Here is a 17289-nt window from a genome sequence, read left to right on the forward strand (position 1 = left end):
CAAGATTATATGAAATAAAAGGAGTAACCAATGACCGGAAACTATTCAACACGTGAATACCGTGAGAAATTATATGATGATCTTCATGTTCGATTAAGAGATACAGTGATTTTGATGTGTGCGATTTTTATTGCCTCTATCGGCCTAAATATGAATTCAACAGCTGTCATTATTGGAGCTATGCTGATTTCCCCCCTTATGACACCGATTGTTGGACTGGGGTTTGGTTTAGCTATTTTTGATACGCGTTTAATCAAGCAATCTCTAGAGGTTTTATTTACCCAAGTATTGGTCAGCTTGCTTGTCTCGACTCTGTATTTCTGGATTTCTCCCTTATCTTATGCAAGTAGCGAGTTGATTGCACGAACCTCTCCAACCATTTGGGATGTTCTCATTGCTATCGCGGGTGGGATAGCAGGTTTCATTGGTTCAAGGAAAAAAGAAGCAAACAATATCGTACCAGGAGTAGCCATTGCAACAGCTCTGATGCCACCTATCTGCACTGCAGGATATGGTTTAGCTAATGGAAATGTACGATTTTTATTTGGGGCTCTCTATCTTTTCTTGATCAACTGTGTCTTTATCATGCTAATCAACATTGTTGGAACAAGAATTTTTATGAGAAAATCTCCCTTAAGTTCATTTAATGAGCTAAACATTAAAATGAAAATTGGGTTGATATCCTTGATTGTATTATTGGTCCTTCCAGCCAGCTATTCAGCAGTCACTCTGACGATGGATCAAGCGCGAAAAGAAGGGATCAAACAGTTTGTAGAAAATGAGTTCGCCAATCATACGGTCATTAATCAAGTCTACAAGTCAAGTAGCAATGAATTAGTCTTGACGGTTGTTGGAGATCCGATTTCAGAAGAAGAATTAGAAACACTCCACCAAAAACAAGCCTCTTACGGTATTCAATCTGTTCAATTGAAAGTGAATCAAGTTCAGAACTCGCCAACATTAGATAGTGAAGCGACCAAGGAATTTTATGAAAACATTGACAAGTATATTGATCAAAAACTCTCTGAAAAAGATTCACAAAACGATCTCGTAAAAGAAAATGAAGCAGACAAGGATTGAGGACAATGAACTGAATCGGTTTTTACGCCGTGTTTTTCTTGTATCTTCCTCTTTCTTACTTATAGCAGGTTGTTTTTGCTTGAATAAGAAATAAATTAGAAGTTCTATCATCTAAGAAAAATGATGAAAAAAATCATTTAACTAATGGTGTGAACGTTTAGTGTTTATCAGCTCCATTCTCTGTAATTTTGGGGGTAAAATCCACACCATTTAGATAAAATTAGTTGAATTTGATTGGAAAAACGCTTTTATAAAAGCGGAGAAAAGTCTTGATATTACGCTGTTTTTAGTCCAACTGAAATTCATACTTTCCAAACCAGGCTTGAAAAAAGCTCGTAAAGCATCACAATTTAGTAAACGTTAAAACTTATTTAAACTTATTGAAAGCATTTCGTATCAAAAATACGGGATGCTTTTTCTGTTCACCCCAAATTTTTGTAACTAGGTGATACTTGAAATTAATACAAATTTGGTTGTTTTTGATAAATCTAAGCAACACTAAATGATGAAGTGAAAGGGGATGAATCTTTGATAGTATTCATTTATTGTGAAATATGATATACTTATTAATTAGATGGATGAATACTTCTAGAGTTAAATATAGCATAATAGGGACAGACTTTTTGGTTTATTTTTGTTTGTAGTCGGATTATGAAAGAATATCCAATATTATGCGATAAGATAGAATGTTACAAAAAAGAAAGGGGATGCAATCCGATGAAGAAAGACAGATTAATTGTATTGACAGATGCTGTTCTAGCAATTATTATGACCATCTTGATTTTAGAGTTAGAAAAACCAACAACACCAAGTCTTGAAGCTTTTTGGGATTTACGGCAAAATTTCTTTGCTTGTTTTCTTTCCTTTTTCTGGTTGGGATCGTTATGGATGGCACTAAACACATTATGGGAAAAGGTTGAGAAAATTTCCTCAGAAATTATTTGGTGGAATTTGTTTCTACTCTTGGAGCGGCAGGAGTTCTCTTTGGAGAATTTCATGCCATCCAAGATACCAGTCTGAATGATGTGGTGGACCGGATCTATATAAATGTCAAGGATTTACCGTTTCAGTCCTTGGGAGCTTTAGCTAATATCCTGTCTGATGTTAAGAAGGGACTGATTCAAGACAGTCATATCTGGTCTTTCTTCCAGTCATTTTTCAAACAATATCAGTTGATAATCAGCTTAAATCAGATCTATCAGTTTGTCTATCTTTCTCTGATGGAGATCATGTCCTATCTTCACTTTGATTATTGGAAAAAACGGCTCGGTCAGGAGCTAGTATGAATAAGGAGAACAAATGAGACGTTTAAAAATGTTATGGCATATTATACAGGTTACGGGTTTTACTCGGTTTGCTCTGAGTTTTGTGACCTTTGTTTTTGGGTCAGGAGGCGTGCTTTTCCTAGTTGAACCTGCTATCACAAATTACGGAGACGGTCTTTGGTATGCTTTTGTGACTTCGACGACTGTCGGCTACGGGGATCTCCTAGCTGTGACCTTGATTGGAAGGATTACCAGTGTCTTCTTGACGATTTATGGGCTCATATTTTTTGGCTGTTTATCAGCTGTTATTATTAATTATTATACCGATTTAAATAAGGAAAGAGGAGAGGACAAATGACTGCCAATTATTCAACACGGGAATACCGTGAGAAATTATATGATGATCTTCATGTTCGATTAAGAGATACAGTGATTTTGATGTGTGCGATTTTTATTGCCTCTATAGGTTTAAATATGAATTCAACAGCTGTCATTATTGGAGCCATGCTGATTTCCCCTCTTATGACATCGATTGTTGGACTCGGATTTGGTTTAGCTATTTTTGATACGCGTTTAATCAAGCAATCTTTAGAGGTTTTATTTACTCAAATATTGGTCAGTTTGCTTGTCTCGACTTTGTATTTCTGGATTTCCCCCTTATCTTATGCAAGTAGCGAGTTGATTGCACGAACCTCTCCAACCATTTGGGATGTTCTCATTGCTATTGCTGGTGGGATAGCAGGTGTAATTGGGTCAAGGAAAAAAGAAGCAAACAATATCGTGCCAGGAGTAGCCATTGCAACAGCTCTGATGCCACCTATCTGTACTGCAGGATATGGTTTAGCTAACGGAAATGTACGATTTTTATTTGGGGCTCTCTATCTTTTCTTGATCAACTGTGTCTTTATCATGCTAGCCAACATTATTGGAACAAGAATTTTGATGAGAAAATCTCCCTTAAGTTCATTTAAAGAGCTAAATATTAAAATGAGAATTGGCTTGATCTCCTTGATTGTATTATTGATTCTTCCAGCTAGTTATTCAGCAGTCACTCTGACGATAGATCAAGCGCGAAAAGAAGGAATCAAACAGTTTGTAGGAAAAGAGTTCGCCAATCATACGGTCATTAATCAAGTCTACAAGTCAAGGAACAATGAATTGGTCTTGACGGTTGTTGGAGATCCGATTTCAGAAGAAGAATTAGAAACGCTCCACCAAAAACAAGCCTCTTACGGTATTCAATCTGTTCAATTGAAAGTCAATCAAGTTCATAATTCGACAAAATTAGACAGTAATACGACCAAGGAATTTTATGAAACCATTAACAAGTATATCGATCAAAAACTCTCTGAAAAGGATTCACAAAAAGATCTCGTAAAAGAAAATGAAGCAGACAAGGAATGAGGATATTGATCTTATCCAACTCATGAAAGCAAATCTTGTGTGGTGGTTTGACCAATCACTACTAGCTCAGATTAAATAAAAGATAAAAAGCAACAGCTGAAATAGTTGTTGCTTTTTAGGTAGCTAGGATTTTATCCCAGGTTTTATCTCTTATTTCTCAACGCGTGATTTGTTGGCGATATCAGCAAGGATAGCTTGAACAAAGTCATCAACTGAGACAGTTTGTGTTTCTTTTTGGCCATAGCGACGAACGTTAACAGTTCCGTCTTCCATTTCCTTGTCCCCAACGATCAATTGGTAAGGAATCTTGCTTGTTTGTGAAGCACGGATCTTGAACTGCATTTTTTCATTGCGCTCATCTACGTCTGCACGGACACCACGGTCACGGAGTTTCTTCGCCACTTCCCAAGCGTAGTCCACGTGTTTTTCGTTAGATACTGGGATGAGGGTTACTTGGTGTGGTGCAAGCCATGTTGGGAAGGCACCCTTGTAGTTCTCAATCAAGATAGCTGTGAAGCGTTCCATAGTTGAGATAACCCCACGGTGGATCATAACTGGACGGTGCTCTTCGCCATCAGCTCCGATGTATTTAAGGTCGAAGCGTTCTGGAAGCAAGAAGTCAAGTTGGATAGTAGAAAGAGTTTCTTCTTTTCCAAGGGCGGTCTTAACTTGAATATCCAATTTTGGTCCGTAGAAGGCTGCTTCACCTTCGGCTTCAAAGTAGTCCACGCCCATTTCATTAAGGGCTGCACGAAGCATGGTTTGGGCATTTTCCCACATCTCATCGTTGTCAAAGTACTTGTGAGTATCTTGAGGGTCGCGAAGAGAGAGGCGGAAGCGGTATTCAGTCAAGTTGAAATCTTCATAAACATCGATAATTAACTGAAGGGCACGTTGGAATTCTTCTTGGATTTGTTCTGGGGTGACAAAGAGGTGACCGTCGTTGAGTGACATTTCACGTACACGTTGAAGACCAGTGAGGGCACCAGATTTTTCATAACGGTGCATCATACCGATTTCAGCGATACGGATTGGCAACTCACGGTAAGAGTGAACATGGTGTTTGAAGACTTGGATGTGGTGCGGACAGTTCATTGGACGAAGGACAAATTCTTCCCCGTCACCCATGTCCATAGTTGGGAACATGTCTTCTTGGTAATGATCCCAGTGACCAGAAGTCTTGTAAAGCTCAACTGAAGCAAGTGGTGGAGTGTAGACGTGTTGGTAGCCAGAAGCCAACTCCTTGTCGACAATGTAGCGTTCCAATTCACGACGGATAGTCGCACCGTTTGGCAACCAGAATGGAAGTCCTTGACCAACCTCTTGAGAAATCATGAAGAGGTCAAGCTCTTTACCAAGTTTACGGTGGTCACGTTCTTTAGCTTCTTCACGCATTTGAAGGTAGTTCTTCAAGTCTTTCTTGTCAAACCAAGCTGTACCGTAGATACGTTGCATCATAGCATTGTCGCTATTTCCACGCCAGTAAGCACCTGCTACATGGAGAAGGTGGAAGATTTGGATACGGCCTGTTGATGGAACGTGAGGGCCACGGCAGAGGTCTATATATTCGCCTTGACGGTAGATAGTTAAACCGCCTTCGTCTTCTGAGTGTTCTTCAATCAATTCCAACTTGTAAGGGTCGTTTTTGAAGATTTCACGAGCTTCGTCTTTCGTAACTTCTTCACGGATTGATGGGAAGTTTTCTTTGACGATTTTTTGCATTTCTTCTTCGATACGAGGAAGGTCTTCGTTTGAGATTTGACCAGCTGTGTTGTCAGTATCGTAGTAGAAACCATCTTCGATAGCTGGACCAACTCCCAAGTGAATGTCTGGGAAAAGGCGACGAGCTGCTTGGGCGAACAAGTGGGCAGCTGAGTGACGCAAGATTGGAAGGGCATCTTCGTGATCAGGTGTCACGATTTCGATGCTTCCATCTTCAGTGATAGCACGAGTTGTGTCGATGAGTTTGCCGTTGAATTTACCAGCCAAGGCCTTTTTAGCTAGGGAATTGCTGATAGATTGGGCAATTTCAAAAGTTGTAACGCCAGATTCGAATTCACGAACAGCGCCATCTGGGAAAGTAATATTAATCATGATGTTCTCCTTACTTATATTATTGACGAATGTTTTAACCCCTATTTTGAAAATAGGGACAGAGGATTGTGAAAGCTAGAAAAACAAAAAGCGACATCCTCAAAAGGACGTCGCAACGTGGTTCCACCTTCATTTATGTTCCTCAAAAAAGAGGGACACCTCTGATTGGCTCTAACGTGGCCACCGTTTTATGTTTTCATAAAAACTCAAGAGTAGTATCAGTTTAGGCCTCCTATGCGTTTCCAGCAACCACGCACTCTCTAGTAGAAAGGAACTAAGTGACTTGTCTCTATGGATTATTATAGCATGATTGTGAGATTTTTCAAGATATTTGTAGATTTTTTTGAATTTTCTTCATTGAAAGAGTGCTTGCTATGCTTTGTTAGGAGTAATGTGAAATCATCTTATTGATAGGCCTTGACAATGATAAAAGTAGTGTTCTGGATTTAGTAAGAGCGGGCTGAAGAACGCTATTATACAGTATTTTTTGTTATAATACTAAGAAGAAATATAATAGGAAACGAGGAGATGGATATGACGAAAATAGCTCTTCTTTCAGATATTCATGGCAATACCACCGCCCTGGAGGCTGTTTTGGCAGATGCTCGGCAGCTAGGAGTGGATGAATACTGGCTTTTGGGAGACATTCTCATGCCGGGGACAGGGCGTAGAAGGATTTTGGACTTGTTGGCTCAACTACCGATTATGGCTAGAGTTTTGGGAAACTGGGAAGACAGTCTTTGGCATGGTGTCCGTAAGGAATTGGATAGTACTCGCCCCAGTCAACGCTATCTCTTGCGCCAGTGCCAGTATGTTTTAGAGGAAATTTCCCTAGAAGAAATTGAACTGCTCCACAATCAACCACTCCAGATTCATCGTCAGTTTGGGGCTTTGACGGTGGGAATTAGCCACCATCTTCCTGATAAGAACTGGGGGAGAGAGTTGATTCATACTGGAGCGCAAGAGGATTTTGACCGCTTGGTGACCAATCCGCCTTGCGATATTGCTGTTTATGGTCATATTCATCAGCAGTTGCTTCGTTATGGTACTGGTGGACAATTGATTGTCAATCCAGGTTCGATTGGGCAGCCTTTCTTTCTAGATGCCCAGTTACGGAAGGACTTGCGAGCTCAGTATATGATTTTAGAGTTTGATGACAAGGGCTTGGTAGATATGGACTTCCGACGGGTGGACTACGATGTAGCAGCTGAATTGCAGCTAGCTAAAGACCTCAAACTTCCCTATTTTGAGGTTTATTATGAAAGTCTGGTCAATGGTATCCATCATACTCATAATCAGGAATTTCTGAGAGAATTGGCCCAGAAAGAGGGCTATGATAGGGAATTAGATGCTTGGTTGAAAAGTGGTAATGATTGACATTACAACCAAAAAGGGTATAATAAAAGAAAAAGAAGAGTAGAGGCAGGGTAGCCTCGTAAAAAGGAGAAGAGGATGCAAATTCCAAGTAGATTTACCATTGCGACTCATATGCTGATAATCATTGCTCTCGAGGGGAAGGAAAGCAAGGTGACCAGTGATTTTCTGGCTGCTAGTGTCGGGGTCAATCCTGTCATTATCAGAAAAACCTTGTCCCAGTTGAAGAAGGCAGAGCTGATTTCAGTCGCGCGTGGAACAGGGGGAACAGAGATTGTTAAGGATCTCAAGGATATTAGTCTATTAGATGTTTATCAAGCGGTTGAGTGTCTTGGTAAGACAGGTCAACTCTTCAGTTTCCATGACAATCCAAATCCAAATTGCCCAGTTGGAGCTCGTATTCATGATGTTTTGGATCAAAAATTGGAGAGAATTCAGCTGGCTATGGAGGCTGAACTTGGGCAGACCAGTCTAGAACAAGTCGTGGCTGATGCAGAAAGTCAAATGAAGGAGTAAGAGGGGTAGATGCCTGCAAATGAAATGTCAAAACACTGCTAGAAATCTGGCAGTGTTTTTTGAGATTGCGTAGAAAAAACTCCTGGGAAATTCCAGGAGAGTATGAGTGGTTATTTAAACTTGAATCCTTCGTAAATAAGCTCTGTTTTTGGATTTTGTTTCTTAATCTGTTTGGCAAGTGACTTCATCATAGAAAGAGGACCACACATATAGACGCTTGCATGTTCGGGCACTTCTTCTTGCTCAAAATTAAGATAGCCGTCTTTCCTACTGTCTACTAGATGGAGTTCAAAATTAGGATTTTTCTGAGCATAGTCACGGAGCAAATCTAGATAGACTGCATTTTCATCTTCACGGAAGCTATAGTAGAAGTCAACCTGTTTATCTAAAATAGGATGTTCACGGATGTAAGAGATGAAGGGGGTTATTCCAATACCTCCAGCAATCCAAACCTGATTTTCACGTCCTTCTTCTATGATTATGTGTCCGTAAGCTCTATCTACGCTTACTTTGCTGCCGACTTGAAGATTGTCATAGATATTCTTGGTATGGTCACCTGAATTTTTAACAGTAAAGTAAAGAGTTTGACCATGACCTCCTGAGATAGAAAAGGGATGCGGAGCACTTTCAAAACCTTCTTGGAAAATCTGTAGGAAGGCAAATTGTCCTGATTGATAGCTGAAAGATCTGCTAAGATGGATTTGAATTTCTATAGTATCGTGATTTAAGCGTTTGAGATTGGTAATTTTCCCTAGATAGGGGAAGCCAATCTTTTGATATAGAAAAATGATATAAAAACCAGCTAGTAAGCCTAAAAGGGCATAGCTATCAACAACAAAACTTAGAAGATTAAATGTAAGGAGACGATTACCCATCATCATGTAGACGTGAAAGAGTCCGAAAATATAAGCTAGGTAAACCAGGCGGTGAATCCATTGCCAAGCTTCGTATTGGATGTATTTGCCTAAATAGGCGACAAGGATGATACTGGCAAAGATATAGATGGCAAGGTTGCCAAACTGAGCAGCTAATCGAGAGCCCCACAAACCGCCCATACTAAAGTTATGAAAGATGAGTAGGATGATAGAGAGAAAGGCTGTGAATTTGTGGACAGTATAGACCTTCTCCAAACCGTGAAACCAGCTTTCTAGTAGTGGGAGACGAGTGGCTAAGACAAAAGTTAGAGATAAGCTTGTTAAAGCTAGTCCTGGAATCATGAATTGGGGAGAAGTGTTCATCCAAGTCAAAATAGTCAAGACAAAACTAGCTATGATAAAGAGTATTCCTTTGAGTGATTTCATAGAAAATTCCATTTCATTAAGATTTGATTTGTTGTAAACGAATTTGTTACATTTTATCATAGAAAAAGTATGGTGTCAAATTGAGGTCTATAAATATCTACTCTCATCAAAAAACTCTCCAATTGAACTGGAGAGTGGCTGTTTATACTCAATGAAAATCAAAGAGCAAACTAGGAAGCTAGCCGCAGGCTGTACTGGAGTACGGCAAGGTGAAGCTGACGTGGTTTGAATTTGATTTTCGAAGAGTATTATTCTGCAGCTTGTTGCCAACGTTTTGCTAGCATATGAGACAGGCTAGAAATGGCTAGGTTAAAGCTGAAGTAGATGAGGGCAATCAGGATGTAAAGACTGAAGACCTGCTCTGGTTCGAAATAACGGCCCATGAGAATTTGGCTGGCTCCAAAGAGCTCTTGTAGGGCGATAACAGAGTAGAGAAGACTGGTATCCTTAATCACGGTTACAAATTGAGAAATGATGGCTGGCAGCATTTTACGAATGGCTTGTGGGAGAATGATGTAGTAGAGGATTTGGGCTGAAGTGAAGCCTTGTGACATTCCTGCTTCGTACTGCCCCTTGTCTACGGCATTGAGACCACCTCGAATAATCTCAGCTAGGGCCGCTGATGTAAAGAGAGTGAAGGCAGTGATTCCTGCTGGTGTGGATTTCATCTTGAACACTAAAAAGATAGTGAAAATCCAGAGGAGGTTGGGAACGTTACGCACAAATTCGATGTAAATGCTGGAAATGATGCGCAAGATAGGATTTTTCCCATTTCTCATGACTGCTAGAACTGTACCGATAAGTGTAGCGAGGACGATGGCAATCAGAGAAATGTAGAGGGTCAAGCCAAATCCTTTAAAGATAAAGACTAGGTTATCTGGGGTCAAAACTTCTAAAATGGATTCCATAGTAACCTCCTAAAGTGAATAGGCTTTTTTATTGGCTTGCTCCATTTTGCGACCAAACTGGGCAACAGGAAAGCAAAGAGAAAAGTAGAGAAGGGCAGCTCCTAAAAATGCTGGAATGTAGTTTCCGTTAAGTGCCGACCAAGACTTGGTCACAAACATCAAGTCCACTCCAGAGATAATAGCGACTGTAGAAGTGTTTTTGATGAGGTTAACAATTTGGTTGGTCAAAGGAGGGAGAATGATACGAAAGGCCTGAGGCAAGATAATCAAACGCATAGCACTGATATAGGTAAAACCTTGCGACAAGGCGGCCTCCATCTGACCGCTAGGAATAGACTGAATACCTGAACGAATCACTTCAGCGATATAGGCGCCGTGATAGAGTCCCACGCAGAGTACAGCTGTCCAATAAATCGGAATCATGATGGTGTGGTCACTGATAAGAGGTAGGCCATAAAAAACGATAACAAACTGCACCAAGAGGGGAGTGTTTTGGTAAAACTCCACAAAGATGCGAGCTAAAATGCGCAAAATTGGACGTTTGCTGGTTGACATGGCTCCAAAGAAGATGCCCAAAACCATGGCGAGGATAAAGGATCCAATCGCTAGGGCAAGGGTGAAGAGGAAACCATTGAAAAATTGTCCAAAATCCTGAAAATAGGCTGTCCAAGATGATAAATCTGTCATGGGGTGTCCTCCTTAATCTGCAGTATGGCTGGATGGTTTCAGCTTGTAACGGTCATAGAGTTTTTGCAAACTGCCATCCTTGCTCCATTTAGTAACCAAGTTATCGAGATAGTCGTTGAGCTCGGTATTTGATTTCTTGGTAACGATACCGTAGTTAGATGGCTTGAAACTATCATCTAGTAGTACTGTGCGTTTGCTGATGTAGCCAGACAGAATCGAGCGGTCAACGGAAAAGGCATCAATACGGTGAGCGTGTAAGGAAGTAATCAATTCTGGGTAGGAACCAAGTTCGACGAATTTAAAGGTCAGGCCTTTCTTTTTACCCAGTTCGGTAATCAGGCGTTGGGTAATGGAACCTTGGGCAACTCCGATGGTTTTTCCGTTTAAGTCCTCAATGCTTTTGATTTTGGCAGACTTATTGACCAAAAAGCCAGAGGCATCTGTGTAGTAAGGGCTGGTGAAGTTGTAGAGTTTTTTGCGTTCATCCGTGATAGTAAAGGTTGCGATATCCATATCGACCTGTTCATTGTCTAGAAGGGGGCCACGAGTTTGTGCGGTAACAGGTACATAGCGAACCTTGACCTTGAGCTCATCAGCTACCATTTTGGCCAAGTCGGTTTCGATACCGGAATAGGTCCCAGTCTTAGGATTCTTATAACCGAAATTGGGAACATCTTGTTTCACACCGACAACCAGCTCGCCTCTCTTTTGAATGTCTGCGACACTGGTATCAGCCTGAACTGGTTTTGCAGCAGCAAGGCCGAAAAGGCTAATCAATAATGCGGATAAAAAGAATTTCTTTTTCATAGGCGCCTCCTTATTTGACTTTGTCACTTTCGTGGTTGATGATTTTGCTGAGGAATTGTTGGGCACGAGGTTCGCTTGGATTGTCGAAAAAGTCATCAACATCTGTCGTATCTACCAAAACTTCTCCGTCAGCCATAAAGATGATGCGGTCCGCAACTTCACGGGCAAAGCCCATTTCATGGGTAACGACAATCATATTCATACCATCGTGGGCCAATTTTTGCATAACTGCCAGAACGTCTCCGATGGTTTCAGGGTCTAGGGCAGATGTTGGCTCATCAAAGAGGAGGAGTTCCGGATGCATGGCAAGACCACGAGCGATGGCAATCCGTTGTTTTTGGCCACCAGATAGCATGGCTGGATAAGAATCTTTCTTGTCCCACATATTTACAAATTCCAGATATTTTTGGGCTGTTTTTTCAGCTTCATTTTTATCAATTCCTAGAACTTTTATGGGTGCTAGTGTTACGTTTTCTAACACTGTTTTGTGCGGATAGAGGTTGAAATGCTGGAAAACCATGCCGACTTCCTTACGAAGAGGTACCAAATCTTTCTGGCTGGCACCAGCAACCTGGTGACCATTGACTAGAAGACTTCCCTTGTCGACAGCCTCTAAACCATTGATGGTACGGATAAGAGTGGATTTCCCAGAACCAGATGGTCCGAGTAGGACAACGACTTGCCCTTTTTCAAAACGGAGATTGATGTCGCGGAGCGCGTGGTAGTCCCCGTAATATTTTTCGACGTGTTCAAATTCTACTAAAGCCATAAGGAATCTCCTTTGTGTTAGATTTTATAACATGATTCTACACCAAAAAATTTGTCTTGTCAAATCATATCTGAAAAAATTCACTAAAATTTTATAAAAAAGCAATCTGGATAGAGAAAACGTCTAAATCATGTTATAATGAAGCAATAGAATTCTTAGAAAGAGTGGATGTCTTTTTGATAACACCTACTTATGAATGGCAGTTTGCCCCGCAGGTAGAAGATGCGGATTTTTCAAAGATAGCCAAGAAGGCTGGACTGGGTCCTGAGGTGGCTCGGTTATTGTTTGAGAGAGGGATTCAGGACCAAGAAAGTCTGAAGAAGTTTTTAGAACCTTCCTTGGAGGACTTGCATGACCCTTATCTACTCCATGATATGGATAAGGCGGTGGGACGGATTCGTCAGGCCATTGAAGAAGGAGAAAATATCCTCGTTTACGGTGATTATGATGCGGATGGCATGACTTCGGCTTCTATTGTTAAGGAAAGTTTGGAACAGCTTGGTGCCGAGTGCCGGGTTTATCTGCCCAATCGTTTTACTGATGGCTATGGTCCAAATGCTAGTGTTTATAAATACTTTATCGAGCAAGAAGGGATTTCCTTGATTGTGACGGTGGACAATGGAGTTGCGGGTCACGGAGCCATTGAACTGGCTCAGTCTATGGGAGTAGATGTCATTGTGACAGACCACCATTCCATACCTGAAACCTTACCAGATGCCTATGCTATTGTCCATCCTGAACATCCGGATGCGAACTATCCTTTCAAATATTTGGCTGGTTGCGGAGTGGCTTTCAAGCTGGCTTGTGCCCTGTTAGAAGAAGTACAAGTGGAATTGCTTGATTTGGTCGCTATTGGTACCATTGCTGATATGGTTAGTTTGACAGATGAGAATCGTATTTTGGTTCAATATGGTCTAGAAATGCTGGGGCATACTCAGCGCATTGGTTTACAAGAAATGCTGGATATGGCTGGGATTGCCGCTAATGAAGTAACAGAAGAAACGGTTGGTTTCCAGATTGCTCCTCGTTTGAATGCCTTGGGCCGTTTGGATGATCCCAATCCTGCCATTGATTTGCTGACTGGGTTTGATGATGAAGAAGCGCATGAGATTACTCTCATGATTCATCAGAAAAACGAAGAGCGCAAGGAAATCGTTCAGTCTATCTATGAAGAAGCTAAGACCATGGTGGACCCTGAGAAGAAGGTCCAAGTTTTGGCTAAGGAGGGCTGGAATCCTGGGGTTCTAGGAATCGTGGCTGGTCGTTTGTTGGAAGAACTAGGGCAGACAGTCATCGTTCTCAATATAGAGGACGGTCGTGCCAAGGGTAGTGCTCGTAGCGTGGAAGCGGTCGATATTTTTGAGGCTCTGGATCCTCATAGAGACCTCTTCATAGCCTTTGGTGGTCATGCTGGTGCGGCAGGAATGACGCTGGAAGTTGAGAAACTCTCAGATTTATCTCAGGTTTTGGAAGATTATGTCCGTGAAAAAGGAGCAGATGCTGCTGGCAAGAACAAGTTAAATCTAGATGAAGAGCTAGATTTGGAGACACTTAGCTTGGAAACGGTCAAAAGTTTTGAACGTTTGGCACCTTTTGGCATGGACAATCAGAAACCTATCTTTTATATCAAGGATTTTCAGGTCGAAAGTGCCCGTACTATGGGGGCAAGTAATGCCCATCTCAAGCTGAAAATTTCTAAAGGCGAGGCGAGTTTTGAGGTAGTGGCCTTTGGCCAAGGGAAAAGGGCGACTGAATTCTCACAGACCAAGCAATTGGAATTGGCAGTGACTCTCTCTGTCAACCAATGGAATGGCCAAACTGCCCTCCAGTTGATGATGGTGGATGCGCGTGTGGAGGGTGTTCAGCTTTTTAACATCCGTGGGAAGAATGCAGTCTTGCCAGAAGGAGTTCCAGTCTTGGATTTTGCTGGAGAACTGCCGAATCTAGCGACTAGTGAAGCGGTTGTCGTGAAAACCATACCTGAGGATATTACTCTGTTGAAGACCATTTTTCAGGAGCAGAATTTTTCTGCTGTCTATTTCAAAAATGATATTGACAAGGCCTATTATCTGACAGGTTATGGAACTAGAGAGCAGTTTGCCAAATTGTACAAGACCATTTACCAGTTTCCAGAGTTTGATATTCGCTACAAGCTGAAGGATTTGGCTGCTTATCTCAATATCCAACAAATCTTGCTGGTCAAGATGATTCAAGTATTCGAAGAACTAGGCTTTGTGACAATCGAAGATGGTGTGATGACAGTCAATAAAGAAGCGCCAAAGCGAGAGATAGGAGAGAGTCAGATTTACCAGAATCTCAAACAAACCGTCAAAGACCAAGAAATGATGGCGCTGGGTACGGTGCAAGAAATTTATGACTTTTTAATGGAAAAAGAATAGACGTAGGAAAGAGTTGGGCAACCAGCTCTTTTTTGAAAACAAATCTTCATTTTGAAAATCATCAAAAAAATGGTATAATGGTAGGAAAAGATTCGGCTAAAGGTAATAGTGCTTTTAGAATAAAAGGGTAAGTAACCCTATAATCAAGATAAACTAAGATTTTGGAGGAAAAATGAGTAATATTAGTTTAACAACACTTGGTGGTGTACGTGAAAATGGGAAAAATATGTACATTGCTGAAATTGGAGAGTCCATTTTTGTTTTGAATGTAGGGTTAAAATATCCCGAAAATGAACAATTAGGGGTCGATGTGGTGATTCCAAAGATGGATTACCTTTTTGAAAATAGCGACCGTATTGCTGGGGTTTTCTTGACCCACGGGCATGCGGATGCCATTGGTGCTCTGCCTTATCTCTTGGCAGAGGCTAAAGTTCCTGTATTTGGGTCTGAGTTGACCATTGAGTTGGCCAAACTCTTTGTCAAAGGAAATGATGCCGTTAAGGAATTTAATGATTTCCATGTCATTGATGAGAATACGGAGATTGATTTTGGTGGGACAGTGGTTTCCTTCTTCCCTACGACTTACTCCGTTCCAGAGAGCCTGGGAATTGTCTTGAAGACAGCTGAAGGTAGCATCGTTTATACAGGTGACTTCAAATTTGACCAGACAGCTAGTGAATCCTATGCGACAGACTTCGCTCGTTTGGCAGAAATCGGTCGTGACGGCGTCCTGGCTCTCCTCAGTGATTCGGCCAATGCGGACAGCAATATTCAGGTGGCTAGTGAAAGTGAAGTTAGGGATGAAATTACCCAAACCATTGCTGACTGGGAAGGTCGTATCATCGTTGCAGCTGTTTCCAGTAACCTTTCTCGTATCCAGCAGATTTTTGACGCTGCGGATAAAACAGGTCGACGTATCGTCTTGACAGGATTTGATATTGAAAATATCGTCCGCACAGCGATTCGTCTCAAGAAGTTGTCTTTAGCCAACGAAATTCTCTTGATTAAGCCGAAAGATATGTCTCGCTTTGAAGACCATGAGTTGATTATTCTTGAGACAGGTCGTATGGGTGAACCTATCAATGGACTTCGTAAGATGTCGATTGGTCGCCATCGTTATGTAGAAATCAAGGATGGGGACCTGGTCTATATTGCTACGGCTCCGTCTATTGCTAAAGAAGCCTTCGTTGCGCGTGTGGAAAATATGATTTATCAGGCAGGAGGGGTTGTCAAATTGATTACCCAAAGTTTACATGTATCAGGGCACGGAAATGCGCGTGATCTTCAGTTGATGATTAATCTCTTGCAACCCAAGTATCTCTTCCCGATTCAAGGGGAATACCGCGAGTTGGATGCCCATGCTAAGGCTGCTATGGCAGTTGGAATGTTGCCAGAACGCATTTTCATTCCTAAAAAGGGAACCAGCATGGCTTATGAGAATGGGGACTTTGTCCCAGCTGGAGCGGTTTCGGCAGGGGATGTCTTGATTGACGGGAATGCCATTGGTGATGTTGGCAATGTGGTCCTTCGTGACCGTAAGGTCTTGTCAGAGGATGGTATTTTCATCGTCGCGATCACAGTTAATCGTCGTGAGAAGAAAATTGTGGCCAAGGCTCGTGTTCACACGCGTGGATTTGTTTATCTCAAGAAGAGCCGCGATATTCTCCGTGAAAGTTCAGAATTGATTAACCAAACGGTAGAAGATTATCTTCAAGGAGATGACTTTGACTGGGCAGATCTTAAAGGGAAGGTTCGTGATAATCTGACCAAGTATCTCTTTGACCAAACTAAACGTCGTCCAGCTATTTTACCAGTAGTCATGGAAGCAAAATAATCGTTGAAATAAACAGAGAGAAAGTCGAGTTTCGGCTTTTTCTTATAGAAAAATAGAGGAAAAATTATGGCAGTAATGAAAATTGAGTATTACTCACAAGTTTTGGATATGGAGTGGGGAGTGAATGTTCTTTACCCCGATGCCAATCGAGTGGAAGAACCAGAGTGTAAAGATATTCCCGTCTTGTACCTTTTGCATGGGATGTCTGGCAATCATAATAGTTGGCTCAAGCGGACCAATGTAGAACGCTTGCTTCGAGGAACCAATCTTATCGTTGTCATGCCCAATACTAGCAACGGTTGGTACACCGATACCCAGTATGGTTTTGACTATTACACAGCTCTAGCAGTGGAATTGCCACAGGTTCTAAAACGCTTCTTCCCTAACATGACTAGCAAGCGTGAAAAGACCTTTATCGCTGGTCTATCTATGGGAGGTTACGGCTGTTTTAAACTGGCTCTTGCTACAAATCGTTTCTCTCGTGCAGCTAGCTTTTCAGGCGCCCTTAGTTTTCAAGATTTTTCTCCTGAAAGCCAAAATCTGGGGACACCAGCTTACTGGAGAGGTGTTTTTGGAGAGATTAAAGATTGGACAACTAGTCCCTATTCGCTTGAAAGTCTGGCTAAAAAATCGGATAAAAAGACCAAGCTGTGGGCTTGGTGTGGCGAGCAGGATTTCTTGTACGAAGCCAATAATCTCGCAGTGAAAAATCTCAAAAAACTGGGCTTTAATGTGACCTATAGGCATAGTGCTGGAACTCACGAGTGGTACTACTGGGAAAAACAATTGGAACGGTTCTTAGCAACCCTACCAATCGATTTCAAATTAGAAGAGAGATTGTCATAATTTAG

16 protein-coding genes and 1 pseudogene are annotated in these 17289 nt (G+C 41.5%); 10 read left to right on the forward strand and 7 right to left on the reverse strand.

Going from position 1 to position 17289, the window contains the following annotated elements:
* The first annotated feature begins 30 nt into the window (after positions 1-30).
* From ACLV7W_RS02115 to ACLV7W_RS02135, 5 genes are all read left to right on the forward strand, one after another.
* On the forward strand, positions 31-1080 hold the full coding sequence (locus ACLV7W_RS02115; RefSeq protein WP_049502406.1) for a DUF389 domain-containing protein: 1050 nt from the start codon (positions 31-33) through the stop codon (positions 1078-1080).
* Positions 1081-1797: 717 nt separating this feature from the next.
* Positions 1798-2100, forward strand: a complete 303-nt coding sequence (locus ACLV7W_RS02120; protein ID WP_004240734.1) for a TMEM175 family protein — start codon at positions 1798-1800, stop codon at positions 2098-2100.
* A complete protein-coding gene (locus tag ACLV7W_RS02125; protein WP_000397556.1) occupies positions 2025-2366 on the forward strand; it encodes a hypothetical protein in 342 nt (113 codons plus the stop codon). Before ACLV7W_RS02120 ends, ACLV7W_RS02125 begins: the two co-directional genes overlap by 76 nt.
* A gap of 13 nt (positions 2367-2379) precedes the next feature.
* On the forward strand, positions 2380-2703 hold the full coding sequence (locus tag ACLV7W_RS02130) for a potassium channel family protein (RefSeq protein WP_001253404.1): 324 nt from the start codon (positions 2380-2382) through the stop codon (positions 2701-2703).
* The gene (locus tag ACLV7W_RS02135) at positions 2700-3749 is read left to right on the forward strand and encodes a DUF389 domain-containing protein (protein WP_411865348.1); all 1050 of its coding nucleotides are present in this window, start codon (positions 2700-2702) and stop codon (positions 3747-3749) included. The genes ACLV7W_RS02130 and ACLV7W_RS02135 overlap by 4 nt, the downstream gene beginning before the upstream one ends.
* A 150-nt stretch (positions 3750-3899) precedes the next feature.
* Here the strand turns inward: ACLV7W_RS02135 and thrS are convergent, their stop codons facing one another.
* Together thrS and ACLV7W_RS02145 are read right to left on the reverse strand one after the other, a co-directional pair.
* A complete protein-coding gene (gene thrS / locus ACLV7W_RS02140; protein WP_411865349.1) occupies positions 3900-5843 on the reverse strand; it encodes a threonine--tRNA ligase in 1944 nt (647 codons plus the stop codon).
* A 41-nt stretch (positions 5844-5884) separates the two neighbouring features.
* Positions 5885-6065: pseudogene (locus tag ACLV7W_RS02145) on the reverse strand (hypothetical protein).
* Between the two features lie 312 nt (positions 6066-6377).
* Here ACLV7W_RS02145 and ACLV7W_RS02150 point away from each other — a divergent pair.
* Positions 6378-7220, forward strand: coding sequence for a metallophosphoesterase family protein (locus ACLV7W_RS02150; RefSeq protein ID WP_194251525.1), 843 nt, complete (start codon positions 6378-6380; stop codon positions 7218-7220).
* A 75-nt stretch (positions 7221-7295) separates the two neighbouring features.
* The gene (locus ACLV7W_RS02155) at positions 7296-7733 is read left to right on the forward strand and encodes an Rrf2 family transcriptional regulator (protein ID WP_153209743.1); all 438 of its coding nucleotides are present in this window, start codon (positions 7296-7298) and stop codon (positions 7731-7733) included.
* A 110-nt stretch (positions 7734-7843) separates the two neighbouring features.
* Here the strand turns inward: ACLV7W_RS02155 and ACLV7W_RS02160 are convergent, their stop codons facing one another.
* From ACLV7W_RS02160 to ACLV7W_RS02180, 5 genes are all read right to left on the reverse strand, one after another.
* Positions 7844-9034, reverse strand: coding sequence for an oxidoreductase (locus tag ACLV7W_RS02160; protein ID WP_265531183.1), 1191 nt, complete (start codon positions 9032-9034; stop codon positions 7844-7846).
* Positions 9035-9282: 248 nt separating this feature from the next.
* Entirely contained in the window at positions 9283-9942 is a 660-nt protein-coding gene (locus ACLV7W_RS02165; protein ID WP_049516303.1) for an amino acid ABC transporter permease, read from the reverse strand.
* A gap of 9 nt (positions 9943-9951) precedes the next feature.
* Complete coding sequence (locus ACLV7W_RS02170; RefSeq protein ID WP_000131145.1) at positions 9952-10629, reverse strand: amino acid ABC transporter permease; 678 nt, start codon at positions 10627-10629, stop codon at positions 9952-9954.
* A gap of 12 nt (positions 10630-10641) precedes the next feature.
* Positions 10642-11436, reverse strand: a complete 795-nt coding sequence (locus tag ACLV7W_RS02175; protein WP_261082136.1) for a transporter substrate-binding domain-containing protein — start codon at positions 11434-11436, stop codon at positions 10642-10644.
* Positions 11437-11446: 10 nt separating this feature from the next.
* Entirely contained in the window at positions 11447-12205 is a 759-nt protein-coding gene (locus ACLV7W_RS02180) for an amino acid ABC transporter ATP-binding protein (RefSeq protein WP_125386182.1), read from the reverse strand.
* A 176-nt stretch (positions 12206-12381) separates the two neighbouring features.
* Between ACLV7W_RS02180 and recJ the strand changes: the two genes are divergently transcribed.
* The 3 genes from recJ to ACLV7W_RS02195 all read left to right on the forward strand — a co-directional run bounded on the left by recJ (position 12382) and on the right by ACLV7W_RS02195 (position 17284).
* Positions 12382-14604, forward strand: coding sequence for a single-stranded-DNA-specific exonuclease RecJ (gene recJ / locus ACLV7W_RS02185; RefSeq protein WP_411865350.1), 2223 nt, complete (start codon positions 12382-12384; stop codon positions 14602-14604).
* 172 nt (positions 14605-14776) lie between these two features.
* The gene (locus tag ACLV7W_RS02190; RefSeq protein WP_049513180.1) at positions 14777-16438 is read left to right on the forward strand and encodes a ribonuclease J; all 1662 of its coding nucleotides are present in this window, start codon (positions 14777-14779) and stop codon (positions 16436-16438) included.
* Between the two features lie 66 nt (positions 16439-16504).
* Positions 16505-17284, forward strand: coding sequence for an alpha/beta hydrolase (locus ACLV7W_RS02195; protein WP_411865351.1), 780 nt, complete (start codon positions 16505-16507; stop codon positions 17282-17284).
* Positions 17285-17289: the final 5 nt, after the last annotated feature.

It is taken from the genome of Streptococcus mitis, assembly GCF_965111735.1.
In the GTDB taxonomy this organism is placed as follows: Bacteria; Bacillota; Bacilli; order Lactobacillales; family Streptococcaceae; genus Streptococcus; species Streptococcus mitis_DR.